General features: G+C 62.5%; 22 protein-coding genes. 15 read left to right on the top strand and 7 right to left on the bottom strand.

All coding sequences use genetic code 11. From position 1 onward, the window contains the following. Nucleotides 1–2 precede the first annotated feature (2 nt). The 3 genes from ACF8FG_RS14425 to ACF8FG_RS14415 all read right to left on the bottom strand — a co-directional run bounded on the left by ACF8FG_RS14425 (nt 3) and on the right by ACF8FG_RS14415 (nt 2,974). Entirely contained in the window at nt 3–1,685 is a 1,683-nt protein-coding gene (locus ACF8FG_RS14425) for a ShlB/FhaC/HecB family hemolysin secretion/activation protein (protein ID WP_019436550.1), read from the bottom strand. A gap of 160 nt (nt 1,686–1,845) precedes the next feature. Next, nucleotides 1,846–2,400 (bottom strand): murein L,D-transpeptidase family protein, encoded by a 555-nt coding sequence (locus ACF8FG_RS14420; RefSeq protein WP_010952551.1) that lies wholly within the window; start codon nt 2,398–2,400, stop codon nt 1,846–1,848. 22 nt (nt 2,401–2,422) lie between these two features. Next, a complete protein-coding gene (locus tag ACF8FG_RS14415; RefSeq protein WP_014592201.1) occupies nt 2,423–2,974 on the bottom strand; it encodes an NUDIX hydrolase in 552 nt (183 codons plus the stop codon). Between the two features lie 123 nt (nt 2,975–3,097). Here ACF8FG_RS14415 and ACF8FG_RS14410 point away from each other — a divergent pair, with 123 nt between their 5' ends. The 5 genes from ACF8FG_RS14410 (at nt 3,098) to purT (ending at nt 6,382) form a co-directional block, all read left to right on the top strand. After that, nucleotides 3,098–3,697: a CoA pyrophosphatase gene (locus tag ACF8FG_RS14410; RefSeq protein ID WP_003252125.1), complete on the top strand. Its 600-nt coding sequence runs from the start codon at nt 3,098–3,100 to the stop codon at nt 3,695–3,697. 44 nt (nt 3,698–3,741) lie between these two features. Then, nucleotides 3,742–4,266, top strand: coding sequence for a gamma carbonic anhydrase family protein (locus tag ACF8FG_RS14405; RefSeq protein ID WP_014592200.1), 525 nt, complete (start codon nt 3,742–3,744; stop codon nt 4,264–4,266). Beyond that, entirely contained in the window at nt 4,256–4,459 is a 204-nt protein-coding gene (locus tag ACF8FG_RS14400; RefSeq protein WP_012053591.1) for a DUF1289 domain-containing protein, read from the top strand. Before ACF8FG_RS14405 ends, ACF8FG_RS14400 begins: the two co-directional genes overlap by 11 nt. A 197-nt stretch (nt 4,460–4,656) precedes the next feature. Next, entirely contained in the window at nt 4,657–5,124 is a 468-nt protein-coding gene (locus ACF8FG_RS14395; RefSeq protein ID WP_014592198.1) for a VUT family protein, read from the top strand. Between the two features lie 76 nt (nt 5,125–5,200). Next, nucleotides 5,201–6,382: a formate-dependent phosphoribosylglycinamide formyltransferase gene (purT, locus tag ACF8FG_RS14390; protein WP_010952557.1), complete on the top strand. Its 1,182-nt coding sequence runs from the start codon at nt 5,201–5,203 to the stop codon at nt 6,380–6,382. Nucleotides 6,383–6,511: 129 nt separating this feature from the next. On the opposite strand, the gene ACF8FG_RS14385 is transcribed toward purT, so the two are convergent. From ACF8FG_RS14385 to ACF8FG_RS14375, 3 genes are all read right to left on the bottom strand, one after another. Beyond that, nucleotides 6,512–7,810, bottom strand: coding sequence for an MFS transporter (locus tag ACF8FG_RS14385; protein WP_014592197.1), 1,299 nt, complete (start codon nt 7,808–7,810; stop codon nt 6,512–6,514). A gap of 272 nt (nt 7,811–8,082) precedes the next feature. Next, nucleotides 8,083–9,288, bottom strand: coding sequence for a transporter associated domain-containing protein (locus ACF8FG_RS14380; RefSeq protein WP_019436549.1), 1,206 nt, complete (start codon nt 9,286–9,288; stop codon nt 8,083–8,085). A 9-nt stretch (nt 9,289–9,297) separates the two neighbouring features. After that, complete coding sequence (locus ACF8FG_RS14375) at nt 9,298–10,107, bottom strand: inner membrane protein YpjD (protein ID WP_014592195.1); 810 nt, start codon at nt 10,105–10,107, stop codon at nt 9,298–9,300. A gap of 312 nt (nt 10,108–10,419) precedes the next feature. On the opposite strand from ACF8FG_RS14375, the gene ffh reads away from it, so the two are divergent. The 6 genes from ffh to ACF8FG_RS14345 all read left to right on the top strand — a co-directional run bounded on the left by ffh (nt 10,420) and on the right by ACF8FG_RS14345 (nt 14,500). Next, nucleotides 10,420–11,796: a signal recognition particle protein gene (gene ffh, locus ACF8FG_RS14370; protein WP_003252139.1), complete on the top strand. Its 1,377-nt coding sequence runs from the start codon at nt 10,420–10,422 to the stop codon at nt 11,794–11,796. A gap of 259 nt (nt 11,797–12,055) precedes the next feature. Next, nucleotides 12,056–12,307 (top strand): 30S ribosomal protein S16, encoded by a 252-nt coding sequence (rpsP, locus tag ACF8FG_RS14365; RefSeq protein ID WP_003252142.1) that lies wholly within the window; start codon nt 12,056–12,058, stop codon nt 12,305–12,307. Between the two features lie 5 nt (nt 12,308–12,312). Then, complete coding sequence (gene rimM / locus ACF8FG_RS14360; protein ID WP_003252144.1) at nt 12,313–12,849, top strand: ribosome maturation factor RimM; 537 nt, start codon at nt 12,313–12,315, stop codon at nt 12,847–12,849. A gap of 3 nt (nt 12,850–12,852) precedes the next feature. After that, nucleotides 12,853–13,605, top strand: a complete 753-nt coding sequence (gene trmD, locus ACF8FG_RS14355; RefSeq protein WP_003252146.1) for a tRNA (guanosine(37)-N1)-methyltransferase TrmD — start codon at nt 12,853–12,855, stop codon at nt 13,603–13,605. A gap of 42 nt (nt 13,606–13,647) precedes the next feature. After that, nucleotides 13,648–13,998, top strand: coding sequence for a 50S ribosomal protein L19 (rplS, locus tag ACF8FG_RS14350; protein WP_003252148.1), 351 nt, complete (start codon nt 13,648–13,650; stop codon nt 13,996–13,998). Between the two features lie 94 nt (nt 13,999–14,092). After that, nucleotides 14,093–14,500, top strand: a complete 408-nt coding sequence (locus tag ACF8FG_RS14345; RefSeq protein WP_014592194.1) for an acyl-CoA thioesterase — start codon at nt 14,093–14,095, stop codon at nt 14,498–14,500. A 3-nt stretch (nt 14,501–14,503) separates the two neighbouring features. Here the strand turns inward: ACF8FG_RS14345 and ACF8FG_RS14340 are convergent, their stop codons facing one another. After that, on the bottom strand, nt 14,504–16,309 hold the full coding sequence (locus ACF8FG_RS14340; RefSeq protein ID WP_014592193.1) for a sodium:proton antiporter: 1,806 nt from the start codon (nt 16,307–16,309) through the stop codon (nt 14,504–14,506). Nucleotides 16,310–16,377: 68 nt separating this feature from the next. Between ACF8FG_RS14340 and xerD the strand changes: the two genes are divergently transcribed. The 4 genes from xerD to thrC all read left to right on the top strand — a co-directional run bounded on the left by xerD (nt 16,378) and on the right by thrC (nt 21,028). Next, nucleotides 16,378–17,274 carry a site-specific tyrosine recombinase XerD gene (gene xerD, locus ACF8FG_RS14335; protein ID WP_003252154.1) on the top strand — a complete coding sequence of 299 codons (897 nt, stop codon included), beginning with the start codon at nt 16,378–16,380 and terminating at the stop codon, nt 17,272–17,274. 153 nt (nt 17,275–17,427) lie between these two features. Further along, nucleotides 17,428–18,171, top strand: a complete 744-nt coding sequence (locus ACF8FG_RS14330; protein ID WP_003252155.1) for a thioredoxin fold domain-containing protein — start codon at nt 17,428–17,430, stop codon at nt 18,169–18,171. 83 nt (nt 18,172–18,254) lie between these two features. Continuing rightward, nucleotides 18,255–19,559: a homoserine dehydrogenase gene (locus ACF8FG_RS14325; RefSeq protein ID WP_003252157.1), complete on the top strand. Its 1,305-nt coding sequence runs from the start codon at nt 18,255–18,257 to the stop codon at nt 19,557–19,559. Nucleotides 19,560–19,618: 59 nt separating this feature from the next. After that, entirely contained in the window at nt 19,619–21,028 is a 1,410-nt protein-coding gene (gene thrC / locus ACF8FG_RS14320) for a threonine synthase (protein WP_318080679.1), read from the top strand. Nucleotides 21,029–21,119: the final 91 nt, after the last annotated feature.

Genomic DNA, 21,119 nt, shown 5'->3' with positions numbered 1-21,119 from the left:
AATCAGATGCTCAGGGTCCAGTCCAGCACCCAGAAGCCGGGCTCCAGCCGCCGGCGGGGCAGGTCGCTGGTGTACAAGGCGCGTTGGTAGTCCAGGCGCAGGCGGCTGCCGGGCAGGCTCAGTTCCAACCCTGCGGCGGCCCCGGCCAGGCGCTGTGACTGTTTGCCTTCGGCGGTGCGAACCCAGCCCAGGTCCAGGCCGATGTAGGGGCGTATCTCGAAGGGGGGTGCCAAGATCCGTGGCAGCGCCTGGCTGAATGTATTGCGCCAGACGGCGCTGCTGGCACCGGAGTAAGTGTGCAGACGAAAGCCGCGGACAGCCGAATCGTCGCTGACCAGCAGCTGTTCGACGGCAGGCAGCGGGTCGCGGCTGTACTGCATGGCCAGCTCACTCTGCCAGCGCCAAGGGCTGGGTGCCGGGCCTTGACGCAGGTGCAGCAGGTTGGCGCGGTACTTGCGAAAGTCCGGGCGCAGGCGTTGAGCACCCAGGGGCGAGCTGTCGGCACCCCATGCGTCAATGCCTTGGGCAACGCCGAAGTAACCGTTCCACAGGCCACTTTCGAGCCACAGCAGGTTGATGCCGGCCTCTACCGTGGCCAGCGTCGGGCTCTGCTGGACGATAACCGCGCCAGCGCTGCGGTTGATCAGCTGCTTGCGGTCCAGACGGGCGCTGGCGCTGAGCATGCCTTGCTGGTTGCGCCACAATACCCGCTCGACACTCAGGCCCTGATAGCTGCTGCTGCCGTCGGCAGCCTTGTCGCTGTAGGGGAGGGGGGCTTGATAGCTTAGCTGGCTGGCGCTGAGGGCAAAGGTCCAGGCGCCGTAGGGGATGCTGTAGTACAACGATATCCCTTGGCTTTGGCCGGGCGTATCGAGCACCGTGCGGGTCAACGACAGGCGCAGCTCATCATTGAGGCCAAGCGGGCTGTCCAGGCCAATGCCGAGGTTGACGCGGTGGCGGCCGGTCAGCTCGCTGCCCCGGTTGTCGAAGCGGCTGTCCAGGTGCCAGCGTGATGCAACCTTGCCCGGCTGCACGACCACGCGGGTGCCGCCCTGCAGTTCACCGGGCAGCAAGGTGGCGCCCAGTTCATAGGCGCGAAGGCGGTTGAGCTGGTCCAGGCCTTGCTCAAGGTCGGGCAGGTACAGTGGCTGCCCAAGCAGGCCTGGGAAGGCACTGGAGAGAGACAGGGGCAGGTCGGGGCCTGCCAGTTCGATGGTTTCGACAAAGCCTTCGACAATGACGATGTCCAACGGCATGCCCTCTGCTGGGGGCTGCCGCAGGTAGGGGCGGCTGGTTGGGTAGCCGGCTTGTACATAACGTTGGGTGATGGCTTTGAGCAGCCGGTTGATGTCGGCGATACCCATGCAGGCAGGCGTGAGCGCACGGATGGTGGGCGCAAGTGCCGAGTTCGAAAGCCGGTGCATGCCCGCCACGCGCACGCCATCGACTGCCCAGCAGTGATCGTCGTGCGGGCGGAGGGAAGTGCTGTTGGTCGGTTCAGCCGGGACGGGTATACGCTGCCAGCGTTCCAGCCGCTGCTGTTGCTCCAGCTGCCGCAGCCCATGCTGTTGATCGCGCAGCTGCTGGCTGGCAGGGTCGTCGGCCAGTACCTGGGGAGCGGACAGCAAGCCAGAAAGGCAACCGGCCGACAGCCAATGGGCGATGCGGTGAATCAGGCACGGCATTGAAGCACCCCGCAAATGATGTACGGTTTTCGTACTCGTCTGCGTGGATGCTAGAAATTAAGCCACTCGTATGGATGCAGTACCCTGCCTAAGCACCTGTCAGGCAAATTCGCGCTAATTGGTGAGAAGGTTCCTACAACTTTTGCCGGAAGGCTCTATTTCAAGGGCGGATCTCGATCAGCGTTCCATCCCGAACCAGGTCCCACACTTCCTGCATGTCGCGGTTGCGCATGGCAATGCAACCATCCGTCCAGTCCAGGGTATGGAAGTACCACTCCGGGTATTCATCATTGATCGGTGTGCCGTGAATCATGATCATGCTGCCGGCATTCACGCCTGCCCGGGTCGCGCGGGCGGCATCGCTGATGTTCGGGTAATTGATGTGCATGGCCAGGTTGAAGCGGTCGCTCTGCTTGCGCCAGTCCAGCCAGTACAAGCCCTCAGGGGTTTTCTTGTCGCCTTCGCGTTCCTTGGCGCCCTTGGGCTGCTTGCCCAGCGAGATGCGGTAGGTTTTCAGCGGCTCGCCGCGGCTGATCAACTGCAGGCGGCGCTCCGACTTTATCACCAGCACCTTGTCGATCAACGGTTGCATGGCTTGCTGCGAAGGCGATGGCGTTTGCGCTGCCGGCGCGGGCTTGCGGATGATGGTTTCGGTGAAGGCCGCCTGGGACACCGAGGTAACGCAAAGGCAGAAGAGGGCAAGCAACCAGCGCATGTAACAGTATCCCTGAAGGCGTTTAGGTGTTTTGCGAAACGTTCATCGGCGGCAGGTATTCATGGCCTATGGGGTAGTGCTGGCCGATGCGGTCGCGATAGTAGCATTCTAGTGTGCGAGTGACGGTGCGGAAAGCCAGCTCGTCCCACGGTATCTCATGTTCTTCGAACAGCCGCACCTCCAGGCTTTCGACACCGACGGCAAAGTCCAGGTCCGCCAACTCGGCGCGGAAGAACACATGCACCTGGCTGATGTGCGGCAGATCGAACAGCTGGTACAGGGACGTCGGCCCGACCCGGGCGCAGGCTTCCTCGACGGTTTCGCGACGCGCGGCCTGGTCGAGGGTTTCGCCGTTTTCCATGAAACCGGCGGGCAGGGTCCAGAAACCCCGGCGCGGTTCGATGGCGCGGCGACACAGCAACACCTGGCTGCCCCAGGTCGGCAACACGCCGGCCACGATATTGGGGTTCTGGTAGTGGATGGTCTGGCAAGAGCCGCAGACGTACCGCAGGCGGCTATCGCCCTCGGGGATCCGCTGGGTGACCGGTTGGCCGCACGCGCTGCAGAATTTCATGTGTGGTTCCTTATGTTCAAGGCTATCTTGGCGCGGCCACCGTGCCGTCGCAAGCGCTGGGGCTTGGGTGCTTCGCGGCTTTGGTGCATGATGCAACACAGGACCTGGATACGAGCGTGCGCAATGCTGGACGAGCTACTTCGCCGAATGAGCAACCACCAACCCGCGTCATTGGAAACCGACAGGCGGTTCCCCGAAGCGGCGGTCCTCTTGCCCATTACCCGCAGCGAAGCGCCCGAACTGGTCTTGACCCTGCGCGCCAAAGGCCTGTCTACCCACGGTGGTGAAGTAGCCTTTCCCGGTGGCCGCCGCGACCCGGAAGACCCGGACCTGGTCTTTACTGCCCTGCGCGAGGCTGAAGAAGAAATCGGCCTGCCCCCTGGCCTGGTGGAGGTGATTGGTCCGCTCAGCCCGCTGATTTCGCTACATGGCCTGAAAGTGACGCCATTCGTCGGGCTTATTCCCGACTTCGTCGAATATCGCGCCAATGATGCCGAGATAGCGGCAGTATTCACCGTGCCGCTGGAATTCTTCCGGCAGGACCCGCGCGACCATACCCACCGTATCGATTACCAGGGGCGTAGCTGGTATGTGCCCAGTTACCGCTATGGTGAATACAAGATCTGGGGTTTGTCGGCGATCATGATCGTCGAGCTGGTCAACCTGCTGTTCGATGCCGGTATCAGCCTGCATCAGCCCCCGGAGCGTTACATCGAAAATTGAGCGGGGCCTACCCCGCCGTCTGCGTCGCAGCCTGAGGAACAAGCATGAAATATCGCCTGGGCGACCTGCGGGTCGAGAGCCACCCCACCAGTTGGGCCGCACCCAATGCCACGCTCATTGGCAGCGTGCGCCTGCAAGCCAATGCTAGTGTGTGGTTTGGCGCGGTGTTGCGCGGTGATAACGAGCTGATCGACATTGGCGAAGGCAGCAACGTGCAGGATGGCACGGTGATGCACACTGACATGGGCTCGCCACTGACGTTGGGCAAGGGCGTGACCGTTGGCCACAATGCCATGTTGCATGGCTGCACGGTGGGCGACTTCAGCCTGGTCGGTATCAACGCAGTGATCCTCAATGGCGCACGCATCGGCAAGCACTGCATCATCGGCGCCAATGCACTGATCGCCGAGGGCAAGGAAATTCCAGACGGTTCGCTGGTGATGGGCTCGCCGGGCAAGGTGGTACGCGAACTGACCGAGCAGCAGAAGCGCATGCTTGAAGCGAGTGCCGCACATTACGTGCACAATGCCCAGCGTTATGCGCAAGCGTTGGTGGTTGATGATGAGTGATGTAGCAGAGCGGCCGGTGGCATCGCCGTGCGTGAGCATTTGCGCGCTGGATGAGCAGGATATCTGCACCGGCTGCCAGCGTACCGTGGCCGAGATTGGCCGCTGGGGGCGGATGGACAATGATGAGCGTCGGGCGGTGCTCAAGCGTTGTCATGAACGGGCGGTAGAAGCCGGCCTCATCTTGCAGGCCTGACGCGAACCCTGTAAGAGCGGGTTTACCCGTGAACACTGGCGAAGCCGGTGCCATGCACCGCAGTGGCAGCTTCGCGGGCACGCCCGCTCCCACAGGTTGCAGCGTCAGTCTTGAGGGCTGCACAACATCTGTGGGCGCGGGTTTACCCGCGAACGGCCCAGCGGTAATCTGTACGGCTTGCCCACAGACAGCCCGCCATGTTCTATCTGATTGCCTACATCAGCAGCGTAGTGCTGATCAACTACGCCTTCTCCAGTGCCCCGCACCTGGACATCATCTGGTCCGCCTGGGGTGGCCTGGTGTTCATCCTGCGCGACATGGTGCAGACCCGTTTCGGTCATGGCGCCCTGTTCGCCATGCTGGTGGCACTGGTGCTGTCCTATGTCACATCGGAGCCGGCCATCGCCCTGGCCAGCGCCACTGCGTTCTTCATTTCCGAGCTGATCGACTGGCTGGTGTTCAGTATCACCCGTCGGCCGCTGCGCGACCGCCTGTGGCTCAGTTCGGCGCTGAGCATCCCGGTGGATACCTTCATTTTCTTTGGCATGATCGGCGCGCTGACCCCGGCAGTGATCGGCACAGCGATGGCCTCGAAGTTCGCCGGTGTAACCGCGGTGTGGCTGGCCATGGCATTTCGCGCCCGGCGGGCCGCCGTGGCCGGTTGATGGTGTAGAATAGCGGTCCTTTTTCAGCGGGTGGCGCCTAGCCTGGCGCGGCCCCGGATGCCTTCGAGGACCTGAAATGACCCGTATCGGAACCCCATTGTCGCCCACAGCGACCCGTGTACTGCTCTGCGGCTGTGGCGAGCTGGGCAAGGAAGTGGTAATCGAGCTGCAGCGCCTGGGCGTCGAAGTAATCGCCGTCGACCGTTACGCCAATGCTCCGGCAATGCAGGTGGCGCATCGCAGCCATGTGGTCAACATGCTCGATGGCGTTGCCCTGCGCGCGGTGATCGAAGCCGAGAAGCCGCACTACATCGTGCCGGAAATCGAAGCCATCGCCACCGCCACCCTGGTCGAGCTGGAAAACGAAGGTTTTACCGTGGTGCCGACGGCCCGCGCCACCCAGTTGACCATGAACCGCGAAGGCATCCGCCGCCTGGCTGCCGAAGAGCTGGACCTGCCAACCTCGCCGTACCACTTCGCCGACACCTATGAAGACTACGCCAAGGCTGTAGCCGACCTGGGTTACCCGTGCGTGGTCAAGCCGGTGATGAGCTCGTCGGGCAAGGGCCAGAGCCTGCTGCGCAGCGATGCTGACCTGCAGAAGTCGTGGGACTATGCCCAGGAGGGCGGCCGCGCTGGCAAGGGCCGGGTGATCGTCGAGGGTTTCATTGACTTCGAATATGAAATCACCCTGCTGACCGTGCGCCACGTGGGCGGTACCACCTTCCTTGAACCCGTCGGCCACCGTCAGGAGAAGGGCGATTACCAGGAGTCCTGGCAGCCACAGGCCATGAGCCCGAAGGCGCTGGCCGAATCGCAGCGCGTGGCCAAGGCGGTCACCGATGCCCTCGGCGGTCGCGGCCTGTTTGGTGTGGAATTGTTCGTGAAGGGCGACCAGGTGTGGTTCAGCGAAGTATCGCCGCGCCCGCATGACACCGGTCTGGTTACCCTGATTTCCCAGGACCTGTCGCAATTCGCCCTGCATGCCCGCGCCATTCTCGGTCTGCCGATTCCGGTGGTGCGTCAGTTCGGCCCGTCGGCCTCGGCAGTGATCTTGCCTGAAGGCCAGTCCCAACAGACCAGCTTCGCCAACCTGGGGGCAGCGCTGAGTGAGCCGGATACCGCCATTCGCCTGTTCGGCAAGCCGGAAATCAACGGTACCCGCCGTATGGGCGTGTGCCTGGCGCGTGACGAGTCGGTCGAACTGGCGCGTGCCAAGGCGACCCGTGCTTCGCAGGCGGTCAAGGTCGAGTTCTGATCCGAGAATACTGGGGCTGCAGCCCTATCGCGACACAAGGCCGCTCCCACAGGGATAGCGCAGCTTCCAGGCTTACGCTATCCCTGTGGGCCTTGTGTCGCGATAGGGCCGCAAAGCGGCCCCAGTGGCTTACAGCGCGGTATCCCGCGTCTCTTTAAGGCACAGCACGGCTATCAGGCTGATCACCGCCGCCACCGACACATAACCCCCCACCCAGCTCAAACCCCCCATGCTCACCAGCTTCTGGGCAAAGAAGGGTGCCGCCGAGGCGCCGACGATACCGCCCAGGTTATACGCCGCCGAGGCACCGGTATAACGTACGTGGGTCGGGAACAGCTCTGGCAGCAGTGCACCCATCGGCGCGAAGGTCACCCCCATCAGGAACAGCTCGATGGCCAGGAACAGCGCCACGCCCGCAGTCGATCCCGAGGTCAGTAGTGGCTCCATGGTAAAGCCCGAAGCTATCGCCAGCAGGCCGCCGACGATCAGTACCGGCTTGCGCCCGTAACGGTCACTGAGCCAGGCCGACAACGGTGTGGCCAGTGCCATGAACACCACCGCGAAGCACAGCAGGCCAAGGAACGTTTCGCGGCTGTAGCCCAGTGTGGTCACGCCGTAGCTCAGCGAGAACACCGTGGAAATGTAGAACAGTGCATAGCACACCACCATGGCCGCAGCGCCCAGCAGGGTTGGCAGCCAGTATTTCGAGAACAGGTCGACCACTGGCATTTTCACCCGCTCGTGGCGAGCAACGGCCTTGGCGAACACCGGGCTCTCTTCGAGTTTCAGGCGCACGTACAGGCCCACCAGTACCAGTGCGGCGCTGAGCAGGAATGGAATGCGCCAGCCCCACTCGCGGAACTGCTCGTCGCTGAGCACCAGGGCCAGGGTCAGGAACAGGCCGTTGGCCGCCAGGAAGCCGATTGACGGGCCCAGTTGCGGGAACATGCCGAACCAGGCCCGCTTACCTTCCGGGGCGTTTTCGGTAGCCAGCAGGGCCGCGCCACCCCATTCGCCGCCCAGGCCCAGGCCTTGGCCAAAACGCAGCAGGCAGAGAATGATCGGCGCCCACACGCCAATGCTGTCATAGCCTGGCAGCACGCCAATGGCGGTGGTGGATACGCCCATCAGCAGCAGCGAGGCGACCAGTGTGGATTTGCGACCGATGCGGTCGCCAAAATGGCCGAATAACGCCGAGCCCAGTGGCCGGGCGAGAAAGGCGATACCGAAGGTGAGGAAGGCGGCCAGCATTTGCGCGGTGCCCGACCCGGACGGGAAGAACACCGGTCCGATCACCAGGGCAGCGGCGGTGGCGTAGACGTAGAAATCGTAGAACTCGATGGCGGTGCCGATGAAGCTGGCAGTGGCTACCCGCGCAGGCGAGTTGACTGGCGCGGCAGGCGCTTGGGCATAAGTGCTGCTTGTCATTGAGGAGGTCCCTGACAGTCTGGTCCGGCTCCATGGGCTTGGCCCGCAACGGCATGCCCTGCAAAAGGGCGGGTACGGTTAAGCGGGCGCCGGAGCGTTTTGTTGTGTGCGCCCGACTGACGATAGCCCAAGGGGGTAGGGGCGGGGCGGGTACTGTTCGGGGGTGTTGACGCAGGACCGCAGGGCGTATCAGTGGAGCGGACTGGCCGTGGAGCGCCGGGTGCGGGTAGCAGGCGTGACGGCGGGGCTGGGTAAGCGTGACCCGAGTATAGCTATCGGGTCACGGTCCACACCAGTATCTTGCTGGCACAATTGTCCTCTGTTTCAAGGATTTCCAGGCGATAGCGGCCTATCTTCAGGCAAACAGCGCTTTCCGGGATGCTTTCCAGCGCTTCGGTAACCAGCCCGTTGAGGGTTTTCGGCCCGCCGTCGCAGGGCAGGTGCCAGCTCAGGGTGCGGTTGATTTCGCGTAACGAAGCGGTGCCGTCGATGACGAAGGTGCCATCGGGCTGCGGGTGCACATGCGGGTTATCCAGGCTTTGCTCGTCCTCGAACTCGCCGACGATCTCTTCGAGGATGTCTTCCAGGGTGACGATGCCAAGTACTTCGCCGTACTCGTCCACCACCACGCCCAAGCGGCGTTGCTGCTTGTGGAAGTTCAACAGCTGCATTTGCAGGGGCGTGCTTTCCGGTACGAAATAGGGTTCGTAGCAGGCGCTGTGCAGCGCTTCCAGGGTCAGCTCGGCCTTGGGCAGCAGGTGGCTGATCAGTTTGGTGTTGAGGATCGCTTCGACCTGGTTGATGTCGTTGTGGTAGACCGGCAGGCGGGTGTGGCGGCTGACGATCAGCTGCTCGATGATGCGTTCGATCGGCTCGTCGAGGTTGATGCCATCCACTTCGTTGCGCGGCACCAGGATGTCGTTGACGGTGATCTTGTCCAGCGACTGCAGGCCGTCGAGCAGACCCTGACGAGGCGCTTCGTGCTGTTCATCTTCATCGAAGTCGTCGGCCTCCTGCGTGTGCAGGGCCACAGCTGTGGGCTGTGCCCGGAACGGGCGCAGAATCAGCTTGGCGGCGCCGTCCAGCAGACAGGCCAGTGGCTGCAGCAGTGCGAGAGGCACTTTCAGCAGGTTGGCACCAAGGCTCACGAACGCCTGCGGGTTACGCCGGGCCAGGCGCCGCGGCAGGTACTCGGCAAACACCAGCAAGGTGAGGGTCGCGGCCAGGCCTGCCAGCCAGAAGCCGTGCTCGCCGCTCTGGCGCTGGCCCATCAGGCAGGCCAGCCCCAGCACCAGCAGCTTACCCAGGCTGGCGCACAGCACCAAGGCCTGGGCTGGCAGCACGGGATGGCCGTCTTCGCCGGCGCGCAGTGTGCCATTGAGTTGAAGGCGGGCAGCTTCCACTGCAGTGAACAGTGCTGACCACAAAAGGGCCAGTGCCAGAGTGCCGAATAGCGGTGCGTACGGCAGGGTGTCCATGGGCGGCCGTCAGATATGCAAGATGAATTCGCGAACCAGCTTGCTGCCGAAATAGGCCAGCATCAGCAGGCAGAAACCGCTCAGCGTCCAGCGGATGGCCATGTGGCCCCGCCAACCCAGGCGGGTGCGGCCCCACAGCAGCACGCTGAACACCACCCAGGCGACACAGGCCAGCAAGGTCTTGTGCGCCAGGTGCTGGGCGAACAGGTTGTCGAGGAACAGCCAGCCGGAGATCAGCGACAGCGACAGCAGGCACCAGCCGGCCCAGAGGAAGCCGAACAGCAGGCTTTCCATGGTTTGCAGTGGCGGGAAGTTGCGGATCAGCCCGGACGGGTGCTTGTTCTTCAGCTGGCGGTCCTGCAGCAACAACAGCAGCGACTGGAACACCGCGATGGTGAACAGCCCGTAGGCCAGGATCGACAACAGGATGTGCGCAAGGATGCCGGGTTCTTCGTTGATCAGCGGTACCGTGCCGGGGGGGGCGAACTGGGCCAGCAGCGCGGTCACCGCACCCAGCGGGAACAGCAGCACCAGCAGGTTTTCCACGGGTATGCGCAGGCAGGCCAGCAGGGTCAGGGAGATGACGGCCACGGCGATCAGGCTGGCGGCGCTGAAGAAGTCCAGGCTCAGGCCCAGCGGGGTGATCAGCTGGAAGAACAGTGCACCGGCCTGGGCCAGGACCGCGATGGCACCCAGCAGGCCAAGCAGGCGCTTTTCGGCCTTGCGGCCCTGGGACAGGTATGAGCCCTGGTAGATGGCCGCCGCTATATATAGGCCGGCTGCGATCAGGTTGGGGATGAGGCTGGGTGAGGAGAACATAAGTCCTGGTTGGCGAGCCTTTAAAGAGACGGAGTTTGGCATAGATTCTGCCGCTCTAGGAAGACTGAAGGGTTGTGTCAGGGCATTCGCGGGCACGCCCGCTCCCACAGGTATGGCGCAGGCCTGCAAGCAATGAGGATCCTGTGGGAACGGGCGCGCCCGCGAAGAGGCCAGCACAGCCACCGAATATCTACCAAGGTGTGCGTCGCCGCTGCACTTCGCTATAATCGCCGCCTTGCTGTGCCCGGCGGGTGTGTATTTCCCCCCTGGCACCTGACAAACCTCGGCTTTACTGGGCCTGAAAGGATCACCATGTTCGAAAACCTGACCGACCGCCTGTCACAGACGCTGCGCCATGTCACCGGCAAGGCCAAGCTGACCGAAGACAACATCAAGGACACGCTGCGCGAAGTGCGCATGGCGCTGCTCGAGGCCGACGTTGCCCTGCCGGTAGTCAAGGATTTCGTCAACAGCGTCAAGGATCGTGCGGTCGGTACCGAGGTGTCGCGCAGCCTGACCCCGGGCCAGGCCTTCGTGAAGATCGTCCAGGCCGAGCTGGAAAGCCTGATGGGCGCGGCCAACGAAGACCTCGCACTGAACGCCGCCCCGCCTGCTGTCGTACTGATGGCGGGCCTGCAGGGCGCCGGTAAGACCACCACCGCCGGCAAGCTGGCGCGCTTTCTTAAAGAGCGCAAGAAAAAGAGCGTGATGGTGGTGTCTGCCGACGTCTATCGTCCGGCGGCGATCAAGCAGTTGGAAACACTGGCCAACGATATCGGCGTCACCTTCTTCCCGTCCGATATCAGCCAGAAGCCGGTGGCCATCGCCGAAGCCGCCATCCGTGAAGCCAAGCTGAAGTTCATCGACGTCGTCATCGTCGACACCGCCGGCCGTCTGCACATCGACGCCGACATGATGGACGAGATCAAGGCGCTGCACGCTGCTGTCAAACCGATCGAGACGCTGTTCGTGGTCGACGCCATGACCGGCCAGGACGCTGCCAACACCGCCAAGGCCTTTGGCGAGGCGCTGCCGCTGACCGGTGTGGTGCTTACCAAGGTTGACGGTGACGCCCGTGGCGGTGCTGCGCTGTCGGTACGTGCAATCACCGGCAAACCGATCAAGTTCATCGGTATGGGTGAGAAGACCGAGGCCCTCGAGCCGTTCCACCCCGACCGCGTCGCTTCGCGCATCCTCGGCATGGGCGACGTGCTCAGCCTGATCGAGCAGGCCGAGCAGACCATCGACAAGGCCAAGGCCGACAAGCTGGCCAAGAAGCTGAAGAAGGGCAAGGGCTTCGACCTCGAAGACTTCCGTGACCAGCTGCAGCAAATGAAGAACATGGGCGGTCTCGGCGGCCTGATGGACAAGCTGCCAAGCATCGGCGGGGTCAACCTGTCACAAATGGGCAACGCCCAGGGCGCGGCCGAAAAGCAGTTCAAGCAGATGGAAGCGATCATCAATTCCATGACCCCGGCCGAGCGCCGTGACCCTGATCTGATCAGCGGTTCGCGCAAGCGCCGTATTGCGTTGGGTTCCGGTACCCAGGTGCAGGACATCGGCCGGCTGATCAAGCAGCACAAGCAGATGCAGAAGATGATGAAGAAGTTCTCTGCCAAAGGCGGCATGGCCAAGATGATGCGCGGCCTCGGTGGGATGCTGCCAGGTGGCGGCATGCCAAAGCTGTAACCCCTGATCCGGGTGCCTGCCTTTTGTCGGGCAGGCGCCCAGAACCCCCGCTGTCGCGGGGCAACAGCCGCGAATTTCGCGGCGCAACCGGCAAATCTGGACGGCAGGGCGAGGCCTTGCCGAAAAAGTCATTTGCAAATGTCCGTGTATTCCCCGAGAATATGCGGCCTTTTGGGCACCCGTGTGCCTATTTGGCATTCAGATTTGCAGTACCAGCTGCTGTATCAACTGCAGCACCGACTATAGGAACGATGTTCACATGGTAACCATTCGTCTGGCCCGTGGCGGCTCGAAAAAGCGCCCATTCTACCACCTGACCGTGACCAACTCGCGTAACGCCCGTGACGGCCGTTTCGTTGAGCGCGTAGGTTTCTTCAACCCAATCGCCGCTGGCGCCGAAGTTAAGCTGTCGGTCAACCAAGAGCGCGTCACCTACTGGCTGAGCCAGGGTGCACAGCCGTCTGAGCGTGTTGCTCAGCTGCTGAAGGAAGCTGCCAAGGCCGCTGCCTGAATAGTATGAACGCGACGCCAGAAAAGGCTGACGACCTCATCGTCGTTGGCAAGATTTTTTCGGTTCACGGCGTTCGCGGCGAGGTGAAGGTGTATTCCTTTACCGATCCGATTGAAAACCTGTTGGATTATCCACGCTGGACGCTTCGGCACGAAGGCAAGGTAAAGCAGGTCGAGCTGGTCAGCGGTCGTGGCTCCCAAAAGGGCCTGGTCGTGAAGCTGAAAGGTCTCGACGATCGCGATGAAGCCCGTCTTCTGAGCGGTTACGAAATCTGCATCCCGCGGAGCCTTTTGCCCAACCTGGCTGCCGACGAGTACTACTGGTACCAGTTGGTAGGTCTGAAGGTCATCAACCAGGACGAACAACTGTTCGGCAAGGTCGATCACCTGTTGGAGACCGGTGCGAACGATGTAATGGTGGTCAAGCCCTGCGCAGGCAGCCTGGATGATCGCGAGCGTCTGTTGCCCTATACGGAGCAATGTGTGCTGGCAATCGACCTCGAAGCAGGCGTGATGCGGGTCGAATGGGACGCGGACTTCTAAACGATGGGTAACCTTCGCGTAGACGTCATCACGTTGTTCCCCGAGATGTTCTCGGCCATCACGGAGTACGGCATTACCAGCCGCGCGGTGAAACAAGGGTTGCTTCAGGTGACTTGCTGGAACCCGCGGGACTACACCACAGATCGTCACCACACGGTAGATGATCGACCGTTTGGCGGTGGTCCGGGCATGGTGATGAAAATCAAGCCTCTGGAAGACGCCCTGGTTAGCGCCAGGCAGGCTACCGGAGCAGCGGCGAAGGTGATCTACCTTTCGCCACAAGGCCGCAAGCTGACTCAGCAGGCGGTCAAAGGCCTGGCCGAACAGGAATCGTTGATCCTGATCGCCGGTCGTTATGAAGGCATCGACGAGCGCTTTATCGAGGCTCATGTCGATGAGGAGTGGTCGATTGGCGACTATGTGCTTTCCGGTGGCGAGCTGCCGGCCATGGTACTGATCGATGCGGTTACGCGACTGCTGCCCGGAGCTTTAGGGCATGTGGACTCGGCGGAAGAAGATTCCTTCACCGACGGTCTGCTCGATTGCCCGCACTACACCCGGCCAGAGGTGTATGCGGATCAGCGTGTTCCCGACGTGTTGCTAAGTGGCAACCATGCACATATCCGGCGTTGGAGGATGAAGCAGTCCCTTGGTAGGACCTTCGAACGACGCGCCGATCTTCTGGAAAGTCGCTCGCTTTCTGGAGAAGAGAAGAAGCTGCTCGAGGAATATCTCCGCGAGCGGGACGATAGTTAAACGTATCGATGGTGGATCGCGTATCCATCTTAGGAGCACAGCATGACCAACAAGATCATCCAGCAGCTCGAAGCCGAGCAGATGAGCAAGGAAATCCCGACCTTCGCACCAGGCGACACCGTTGTCGTTCAGGTTAAAGTGAAGGAAGGTGAGCGTTCCCGTCTGCAGGCGTTCGAAGGCGTCGTTATCGCCAAGCGTAACCGCGGTCTGAACAGCGCCTTCACCGTGCGCAAGATCTCCAGCGGCGTTGGCGTAGAGCGTACCTTCCAGACCTACAGCCCGCAAATCGACAGCCTGGCCGTGAAACGTCGTGGTGACGTGCGTAAAGCCAAGCTGTACTACCTGCGCGACCTGTCCGGCAAAGCCGCTCGCATCAAGGAAAAACTGTCCTGAGTGCAGTTTGCCCGGTGGCCGAGGCCGCCTAGCGAGAAAAAAGCAGCCTTCGGGCTGCTTTTTTGCGTTTTGAAACCCCGAAAATGTGATTGCCATGACGACCCGAGACCAGGAAATCCAACGCCGCACCGAACTGTCGGTGACCCGCGTGACCAAGGCGGTGTTCCCCAATACCACCAACCACCACAACACCCTGTTCGGCGGCACCGCCCTGGCCTGGATGGACGAAGTGTCGTTCATCGCTGCCACGCGTTTCTGCCGCCTGCCGTTGGTGACCGTGTCTACCGACCGCATCGATTTCAAGCACCCGATTCCGGCGGGCTCGATCGTCGAGCTGGTGGGGACGGTGATCAAGGTTGGCAACACCAGCTTGCAGGTGCAGGTGGATGTGTTTGTCGAGAACATGTATCTGGATGGCCGTGACCGGGCGATCCATGGGGTGTTCAGCTTCGTCGCCATCGACGAGGACAAGCGCCCGGTGCCCGTGCTGCCAGGCGCCTGAGTATCACGGCTCCGGTGCTGGCTCGATCAATGCCACCAGGGTCCAGCCCGGCTGCGGCTGCAACGGGTTATCAGGGCTGGCTACATGGACCCAGCCCTGGCCGTCGCGGGCGAACAGCAAGTGTGCCCGCTCGCCATGCAGCGCCTGGTAGGCATCCCAGCCAAAGCCTTCGGTCAGGTTGGTGCTATACAGCTCGGCGCCCTGATGCATGCGGTTGGCCAGTTGCAGATAGGTCATCGGTTTGGCCCCCAATAGATGCCCGCGGTGCTCTTCGGCCGCCCGGTGCTTGTCGCTACGTTGTTTCTCAAGGCCACTGACTAGCACGAACAGCCGACTGTGGCCGAAATCATGACGGAACCTGGCGCAGGCCAGCGCATTGATTTCGCCGGCGGGAGAGAGGCCCAGCAAGTGCCCGAGGCCGACCAGGTCAAGATGGGCGTCGGCATGCTGCGAGGCCGGGTTGCCGAAGTAGGTCGTGAGCCCGTCCATGCGTGCGGCGCGGATGTTTTCCCAGCTGGAGTCCGTCAGCAAAACCCGGCAGCCCAATTGTTGAAGGGCTTTGGCAATGGCCCGGGCCGGTTCGTTGGCACCGACGATGAGAAACCCGCTGGGTGCCGGTTCGGCGACCTTGAGCAAGCGTGCCAGCGGCCTGGCCGTGGCGCTTTGCAGTACCACCGTGCCGATGATAACCGCGAAGGTCAACGGTACCAGCAGCAAGGCATCCTGGTGACCGGCCTGGTGCAGGCGGATGGCAAAAATGGCTGAAACGGCCGCAGCAACGATGCCGCGTGGCGCAATCCAGGCCAGCAGCGCGCGCTCCCGCCAGTTGAGTGTCGAGCCCAGTGTGGCCAGCCAAACGTTGAGCGGACGTGCCAGCAGCTGGATCACCAGCAACAATGCCAGCACAGCAGGGCCAAGGCCCAGTAGGGCATGCAGATCAAGGCGTGCAGCCAGCAGGATGAACAGGCCGGATATCAGCAGCACACTGAGGTTTTCCTTGAAGTGCAGGATTTGCCGCACATCAACCCCGCGCATGTTGGCCAGCCACATACCCATCACGGTCACCGCCAGCAGCCCGGACTCGTGCACGATCTGGTTGGCGGCGATGAAAATGCCCAGTACCGCCGCCAGAGACGCGAGATTGTGCAGATACTCTGGTAGCCACTGTTCGCGCATGATTTGCCCCAGTACCCAGCCCCCTGCCGCGCCCAGGGCGGTACCGCAGAAGATCACACCGGCAAAAGTGATAAGGCTCTGGCTCAGGCCGTTACCCTCGGCGCTGGCGATGATGAAGCTGTAGACCACAACGGCGAGCAGCGCGCCGATCGGGTCGATCATGATCCCTTCCCAGCGCAGGATGTTCGCGATCGTTGCCTTTGGGCGCACCACGCGCAGCATGGGCACGATCACCGTGGGGCCGGTCACCAGCGTCAGGGTGCCGAAAAGAATCGCCAGCGGCCAGTCGAACCCGAGCAGCCAGTGGGTTGCCAGTGCAATCACCAGCCAGGTGACCAGTGCGCCCACCGTGACCAGGCGATGCACCACACTGCCGATCTCGCGCCACTGCGACAGGTGCAGGGTCAGGCTGCCTTCGAACAGAATCAGCGCCACCGACAGCGACACCAGCGGCATCAGCAACGGGCCGAACAGCGCCTCCGGGTCGAGCCATCCCAGCGCTGGGCCGGCAAGGATCCCGGCCAACAACAGAAACAGAATCGCCGGCAACTTCAGGCGCCAGGCCAGCCACTGGCAGGCGAGCGCCGCTGCGCCGATGCCGCCCACACTCAGAAGGATCTGCTGTTCGCTCATGCGGGCTCCCTATGCCGACGTTGTTATGAAAGACTAAGCGCCATTTCGTCGTTTGCCACCGAGATTTCATGCCCGCCCTCGACCACCCCCTGATCGACCAGTTCCTTGACGCCCTATGGCTGGAAAAAGGGCTGTCCGACAACACCCGCGTGTCCTACCGCAGCGACCTGGCGCTGTTCAATGGCTGGTTGCAGGAGCATTCGGTATCGCTGCCGGACGCCGGCCGCGACTTGATCCTCGATCACTTGGCCTGGCGCCTGGATCAGGGCTACAAGCCACGTTCCACGGCGCGGTTTCTCTCCGGCCTGCGCGGCTTCTTCCGTTACCTGCTGCGGGAAAAGCTGGTGGCCATCGACCCGACCCTGCAGGTCGACATGCCGCAATTGGGCAAGCCGCTACCCAAGTCGCTGTCCGAAGCCGACGTCGAAGCCCTGTTGCAGGCTCCGGACCTGGGCGAAGCCATTGGCCAGCGCGATCGTGCCATGCTCGAAGTGCTCTACGCGTGCGGCCTTCGGGTTACCGAACTGGTCAGCCTGACCCTCGACCAGGTCAACCTGCGCCAGGGTGTGCTGCGGGTGATGGGCAAGGGCAGCAAGGAGCGTCTGGTGCCCATGGGGGAAGAGGCGGTGGTGTGGTTGGAGCGCTACCAGCGCGATGGCCGCGCCGAACTGCTCAATGGCCGTCCCAGCGACGTGCTGTTCCCCAGTCAGCGCGGCGAGCAGATGACGCGCCAGACCTTCTGGCACCGTATCAAACACCACGCACGGGTTGCCGGCATCGACAAGCCGCTGTCGCCGCACACCCTGCGGCATGCCTTCGCCACCCACCTGCTAAACCACGGTGCCGACTTGCGGGTGGTGCAGATGCTGCTGGGCCACAGTGACCTGTCGACCACGCAGATCTATACCCACGTCGCCAAGGCCCGCCTGCAGCAGTTGCACGCCCAGCACCACCCGCGTGGATGAATGTTTTTCATGTTCCGCCGACCGGTCCTTGCGACCCCCTTCACTGGCAGTGTGATGTGGTAGGCTTGGGCGGTTTGCACCAAGGGCCGCACGGTCACCGCGTATTTTCCGCAGGTGGCGCCCTCCGGCCCCTGTCCGCCTTCAGGAGTTCCCATGCGCGTGACCCAGTTTTTCGCCGCCGCCGCGTTGGCGCTGGCCAGTACCTTTGCCGTTGCTGCGGCAACCGATAGCAACGCCGGTGCCGAGCAGGCCATCCGTAAATCGTTGCAGAACCTCGAGTTGGAAGTGCCCGTGGAAAGCGTGGCCAGCAGCCCGCTTAACGGCCTGTATGAAGTCAAGTTGCAGGGCGGCCGCGTGCTGTACGCCAGCGCTGACGGCCAGTTCGTGATGCAGGGCTACCTGTTCCAGATCCAGGACGGCAAGCCGGTCAACCTCACCGAAAAAACCGAACGCCAAGGCATCGCCAAGCTCATCAACGGCATTCCAGCCGCCGAGATGGTGGTTTATCCTGCCAAAGGCGAGACCAAGTCGCACATCACCGTGTTCACCGACACTACCTGCCCGTACTGCCACAAACTGCACGCCGAAGTGCCTGAGTTGAACCGTCGCGGTATCGAAGTGCGCTATGTCGCCTTCCCGCGCCAGGGCCTCGGTTCGGCGGGAGACCAGCAGTTGCAGGCGGTGTGGTGCTCCAGCGACCGCCGTGGGGCGATGGACAAAATGGTCGAAGGTGAAGAAATCAAGGCCGCCAAGTGCACCAACCCGGTCAGCAAGCAGTTCCAGCTGGGTCAGTCGATCGGTGTCAACGGCACGCCGGCCATTGTTCTTGAAAGCGGCCAGGTCATTCCGGGCTACCAGCCGGCACCGCAGGTCGCCAAGCTGGCACTTGCCAAGTAATCCAGTTCAGTACGCCGTCGTCATGGGGTGACGGCAAGTTTCACGGTCGGCAAACGTGTCGGCCGTTCAATGGGGAGTTCACAGTGAAACCGGTCAAAGTAGGCATCTGTGGGTTGGGGACCGTCGGTGGCGGAACCTTCAATGTACTTCAGCGCAACGCCGAGGAGATTGCCCGCCGTGCCGGGCGCGGTATTGAAGTGGCACAGATCGCCATGCGCTCGCAGAACCCGAACTGCCAGATTACCGGTACCCCCATTACCGCTGACGTGTTCGAAGTTGCAAGCAACCCGGAGATCGACATTGTCATCGAGCTGATCGGTGGCTATACCATCGCCCGCGACCTGGTGCTGAAGGCCATCGAAAACGGCAAGCACGTGGTCACCGCCAACAAGGCGCTGATTGCCGTGCACGGCAACGAAATCTTCGCCAAGGCCCGCGAGAAGGGCGTGATTGTCGCGTTCGAGGCGGCCGTAGCCGGTGGCATCCCGGTGATCAAGGCCATCCGCGAAGGCCTGTCGGCCAACCGCATCAACTGGCTGGCTGGCATCATCAACGGCACTGGCAACTTCATCCTCACCGAAATGCGTGAGAAGGGCCGTGCCTTCCCAGACGTGCTGGCCGAAGCTCAGGCGCTGGGCTATGCCGAAGCCGACCCGACCTTTGACGTAGAAGGCATCGACGCTGCGCACAAGCTGACGATCCTGGCGTCCATCGCGTTCGGTATCCCGCTGCAGTTCGACAAGGCCTACACCGAAGGTATCACCCAGCTGACAACGGCAGACGTGAACTACGCCGAGGCTTTGGGTTACCGCATCAAGCACTTGGGCGTGGCGCGTCGCACCGCCGAAGGTATCGAGCTGCGCGTGCACCCGACGCTGATCCCGGCCGACCGTCTGATCGCCAACGTCAACGGCGTGATGAACGCTGTCATGGTCAACGGTGATGCTGCCGGCTCCACCCTGTACTACGGTGCCGGCGCGGGTATGGAGCCTACCGCTTCGTCAGTGGTCGGCGACCTGGTCGACGTGGTCCGTGCCATGACCTCCGACCCGGAAAACCGTGTGCCGCACCTGGCCTTCCAGCCAGACTCGCTGTCGGCCCACCCGATCCTGCCGATCGAAGCCTGCGAAAGCGCCTACTACCTGCGCATCCAGGCCAAGGATCACCCGGGCGTACTGGCCCAGGTCGCCAGCATCCTCTCGGAGCGCGGTATCAACATCGAGTCGATCATGCAGAAGGAAGCCGAGGAACAGGATGGCCTGGTGCCAATGATCCTGGTGACCCATGGCGTGGTCGAGCAGCGTATCAATGACGCCATCGTCGCCCTGGAAGCCCTGCAGGACGTGGTCGGCAAGGTTGTGCGCATTCGCGTCGAGCAGCTCAACTAACAAATATTGCCGATGGGCCGCCCGCGCGGCCCCGGCCCCAGCATCGAAGGTTTGCACCCATGCGCTATATCAGTACCCGCGGCCAGGCACCGGCCCTGAATTTCGAAGACGTGCTGCTGGCTGGCCTGGCCAGCGACGGCGGCCTCTACGTGCCGGAAAACCTGCCACGCTTCACCCAGGAAGAAATCGCCTCGTGGGCCGGCTTGCCCTACCACGAGCTGGCCTTCCGCGTGATGCGTCCGTTCGTCGAAGGCAGCATCGCCGACGCCGACTTCAACAAGATCCTCGAAGAGACCTACGGCGAGTTCGCCCACGCTGCGGTCGCCCCGTTGCGTCAGCTGAACAGCAACGAGTGGGTGCTGGAGCTGTTCCACGGCCCGACCCTGGCGTTCAAGGACTTTGCCCTGCAGTTGCTCGGTCGCCTGCTTGACCATGTGCTGGCCAAGCGCAACGAGCGCGTGGTCATCATCGGTGCCACCAGCGGTGATACCGGTTCCGCCGCGATCGAAGGCTGCCGCCGTTGCGACAACGTCGACATCTTCATCCTGCACCCGCACCAGCGTGTATCGGAAGTGCAGCGCCGTCAGATGACTACCATCTTTGGCGACAACATCCACAACATCGCCATCGAAGGCAACTTCGACGACTGCCAGGAAATGGTCAAGGCCAGTTTCGCCGACCAGTCGTTCCTCAAGGGCACCCGCCTGGTCGCTGTCAACTCGATCAACTGGGCGCGGATCATGGCCCAGATCGTCTACTACTTCCATGCAGCCCTGCAGCTGGGTGGCCCGGCGCGCTCGGTGGCGTTCTCGGTACCGACCGGCAACTTTGGCGACATCTTCGCCGGCTACCTGGCGCGCAACATGGGCCTGCCGGTCAGCCAATTGATCGTCGCCACCAACCGCAACGACATCCTGCACCGCTTCATGAGCGGCAACCAGTACGTCAAGGAAACCCTGCACGCGACCCTGTCGCCGTCGATGGACATCATGGTCTCGTCCAACTTCGAGCGCCTGCTGTTCGACCTGCATGGCCGCAACGGTGGGGCGATTGCCGAGCTGATGGCCAACTTCAAGCAAGGTGGCGGCTTCAGCGTCGAGCAAGACCGCTGGACCGAAGCCCGCAAACTGTTCGACTCGCTGGCTGTCAGCGACGAGCAAACCTGCGAGACCATCGCGCAAGTGTTCGCCGCCACCGGTGAAGTGCTCGACCCGCATACCGCAATCGGCGTCAAGGCTGCCCGCGAGTGCCGCCGCAGCCTGGACACGCCAATGGTGGTGCTGGGTACTGCGCACCCGGTCAAGTTCCCGGACGCGGTGGAGAAGGCCGGTGTGGGCAAGGCGCTGGAACTACCCGCGCACCTCAGCGACCTGTTCAGCCGTGAAGAGCGTTGCACGGTCCTGGCCAACGACCTGAAGGCTGTACAGGGCTTTGTCAGCCAGCACGGCAACCGCGGCAAGCCGCTGTAATTGCATGGCGTTTGGGGCTGCAGAGCAGCCCCAACGTCTCAGCCTTTTCCCTCAGGTCTATCAGAAACATCCTATTCGGCCTGCCGAGCAC

Origin of the sequence: Pseudomonas sp. YQ_6 (genome assembly GCF_043103245.1) — a bacterium.
Lineage (GTDB): Bacteria > Pseudomonadota > Gammaproteobacteria > Pseudomonadales > Pseudomonadaceae > Aquipseudomonas > Aquipseudomonas alloputida.
The sequence above is the reverse complement of the archived record's forward strand: the minus strand, read 5'-3'. Positions and strand labels throughout refer to the sequence as shown.

What these genes read in the sequence shown, in the direction of transcription:
- ACF8FG_RS14425 (WP_019436550.1), bottom strand. Translation starts at nt 1,685, where the DNA reads ATGCCGTGCCTGATTCACCGCATCGCCCATTGGCTGTCGGCCGGTTGC.
- ACF8FG_RS14420 (WP_010952551.1), bottom strand. Translation starts at nt 2,400, where the DNA reads ATGCGCTGGTTGCTTGCCCTCTTCTGCCTTTGCGTTACCTCGGTGTCC.
- ACF8FG_RS14415 (WP_014592201.1), bottom strand. Translation starts at nt 2,974, where the DNA reads ATGAAATTCTGCAGCGCGTGCGGCCAACCGGTCACCCAGCGGATCCCC.
- ACF8FG_RS14410 (WP_003252125.1), top strand. Translation starts at nt 3,098, where the DNA reads ATGCTGGACGAGCTACTTCGCCGAATGAGCAACCACCAACCCGCGTCA.
- ACF8FG_RS14405 (WP_014592200.1), top strand. Translation starts at nt 3,742, where the DNA reads ATGAAATATCGCCTGGGCGACCTGCGGGTCGAGAGCCACCCCACCAGT.
- ACF8FG_RS14400 (WP_012053591.1), top strand. Translation starts at nt 4,256, where the DNA reads ATGATGAGTGATGTAGCAGAGCGGCCGGTGGCATCGCCGTGCGTGAGC.
- ACF8FG_RS14395 (WP_014592198.1), top strand. Translation starts at nt 4,657, where the DNA reads ATGTTCTATCTGATTGCCTACATCAGCAGCGTAGTGCTGATCAACTAC.
- purT (WP_010952557.1), top strand. Translation starts at nt 5,201, where the DNA reads ATGACCCGTATCGGAACCCCATTGTCGCCCACAGCGACCCGTGTACTG.
- ACF8FG_RS14385 (WP_014592197.1), bottom strand. Translation starts at nt 7,810, where the DNA reads ATGACAAGCAGCACTTATGCCCAAGCGCCTGCCGCGCCAGTCAACTCG.
- ACF8FG_RS14380 (WP_019436549.1), bottom strand. Translation starts at nt 9,288, where the DNA reads ATGGACACCCTGCCGTACGCACCGCTATTCGGCACTCTGGCACTGGCC.
- ACF8FG_RS14375 (WP_014592195.1), bottom strand. Translation starts at nt 10,107, where the DNA reads ATGTTCTCCTCACCCAGCCTCATCCCCAACCTGATCGCAGCCGGCCTA.
- ffh (WP_003252139.1), top strand. Translation starts at nt 10,420, where the DNA reads ATGTTCGAAAACCTGACCGACCGCCTGTCACAGACGCTGCGCCATGTC.
- rpsP (WP_003252142.1), top strand. Translation starts at nt 12,056, where the DNA reads ATGGTAACCATTCGTCTGGCCCGTGGCGGCTCGAAAAAGCGCCCATTC.
- rimM (WP_003252144.1), top strand. Translation starts at nt 12,313, where the DNA reads ATGAACGCGACGCCAGAAAAGGCTGACGACCTCATCGTCGTTGGCAAG.
- trmD (WP_003252146.1), top strand. Translation starts at nt 12,853, where the DNA reads ATGGGTAACCTTCGCGTAGACGTCATCACGTTGTTCCCCGAGATGTTC.
- rplS (WP_003252148.1), top strand. Translation starts at nt 13,648, where the DNA reads ATGACCAACAAGATCATCCAGCAGCTCGAAGCCGAGCAGATGAGCAAG.
- ACF8FG_RS14345 (WP_014592194.1), top strand. Translation starts at nt 14,093, where the DNA reads ATGACGACCCGAGACCAGGAAATCCAACGCCGCACCGAACTGTCGGTG.
- ACF8FG_RS14340 (WP_014592193.1), bottom strand. Translation starts at nt 16,309, where the DNA reads ATGAGCGAACAGCAGATCCTTCTGAGTGTGGGCGGCATCGGCGCAGCG.
- xerD (WP_003252154.1), top strand. Translation starts at nt 16,378, where the DNA reads ATGCCCGCCCTCGACCACCCCCTGATCGACCAGTTCCTTGACGCCCTA.
- ACF8FG_RS14330 (WP_003252155.1), top strand. Translation starts at nt 17,428, where the DNA reads ATGCGCGTGACCCAGTTTTTCGCCGCCGCCGCGTTGGCGCTGGCCAGT.
- thrC (WP_318080679.1), top strand. Translation starts at nt 19,619, where the DNA reads ATGCGCTATATCAGTACCCGCGGCCAGGCACCGGCCCTGAATTTCGAA.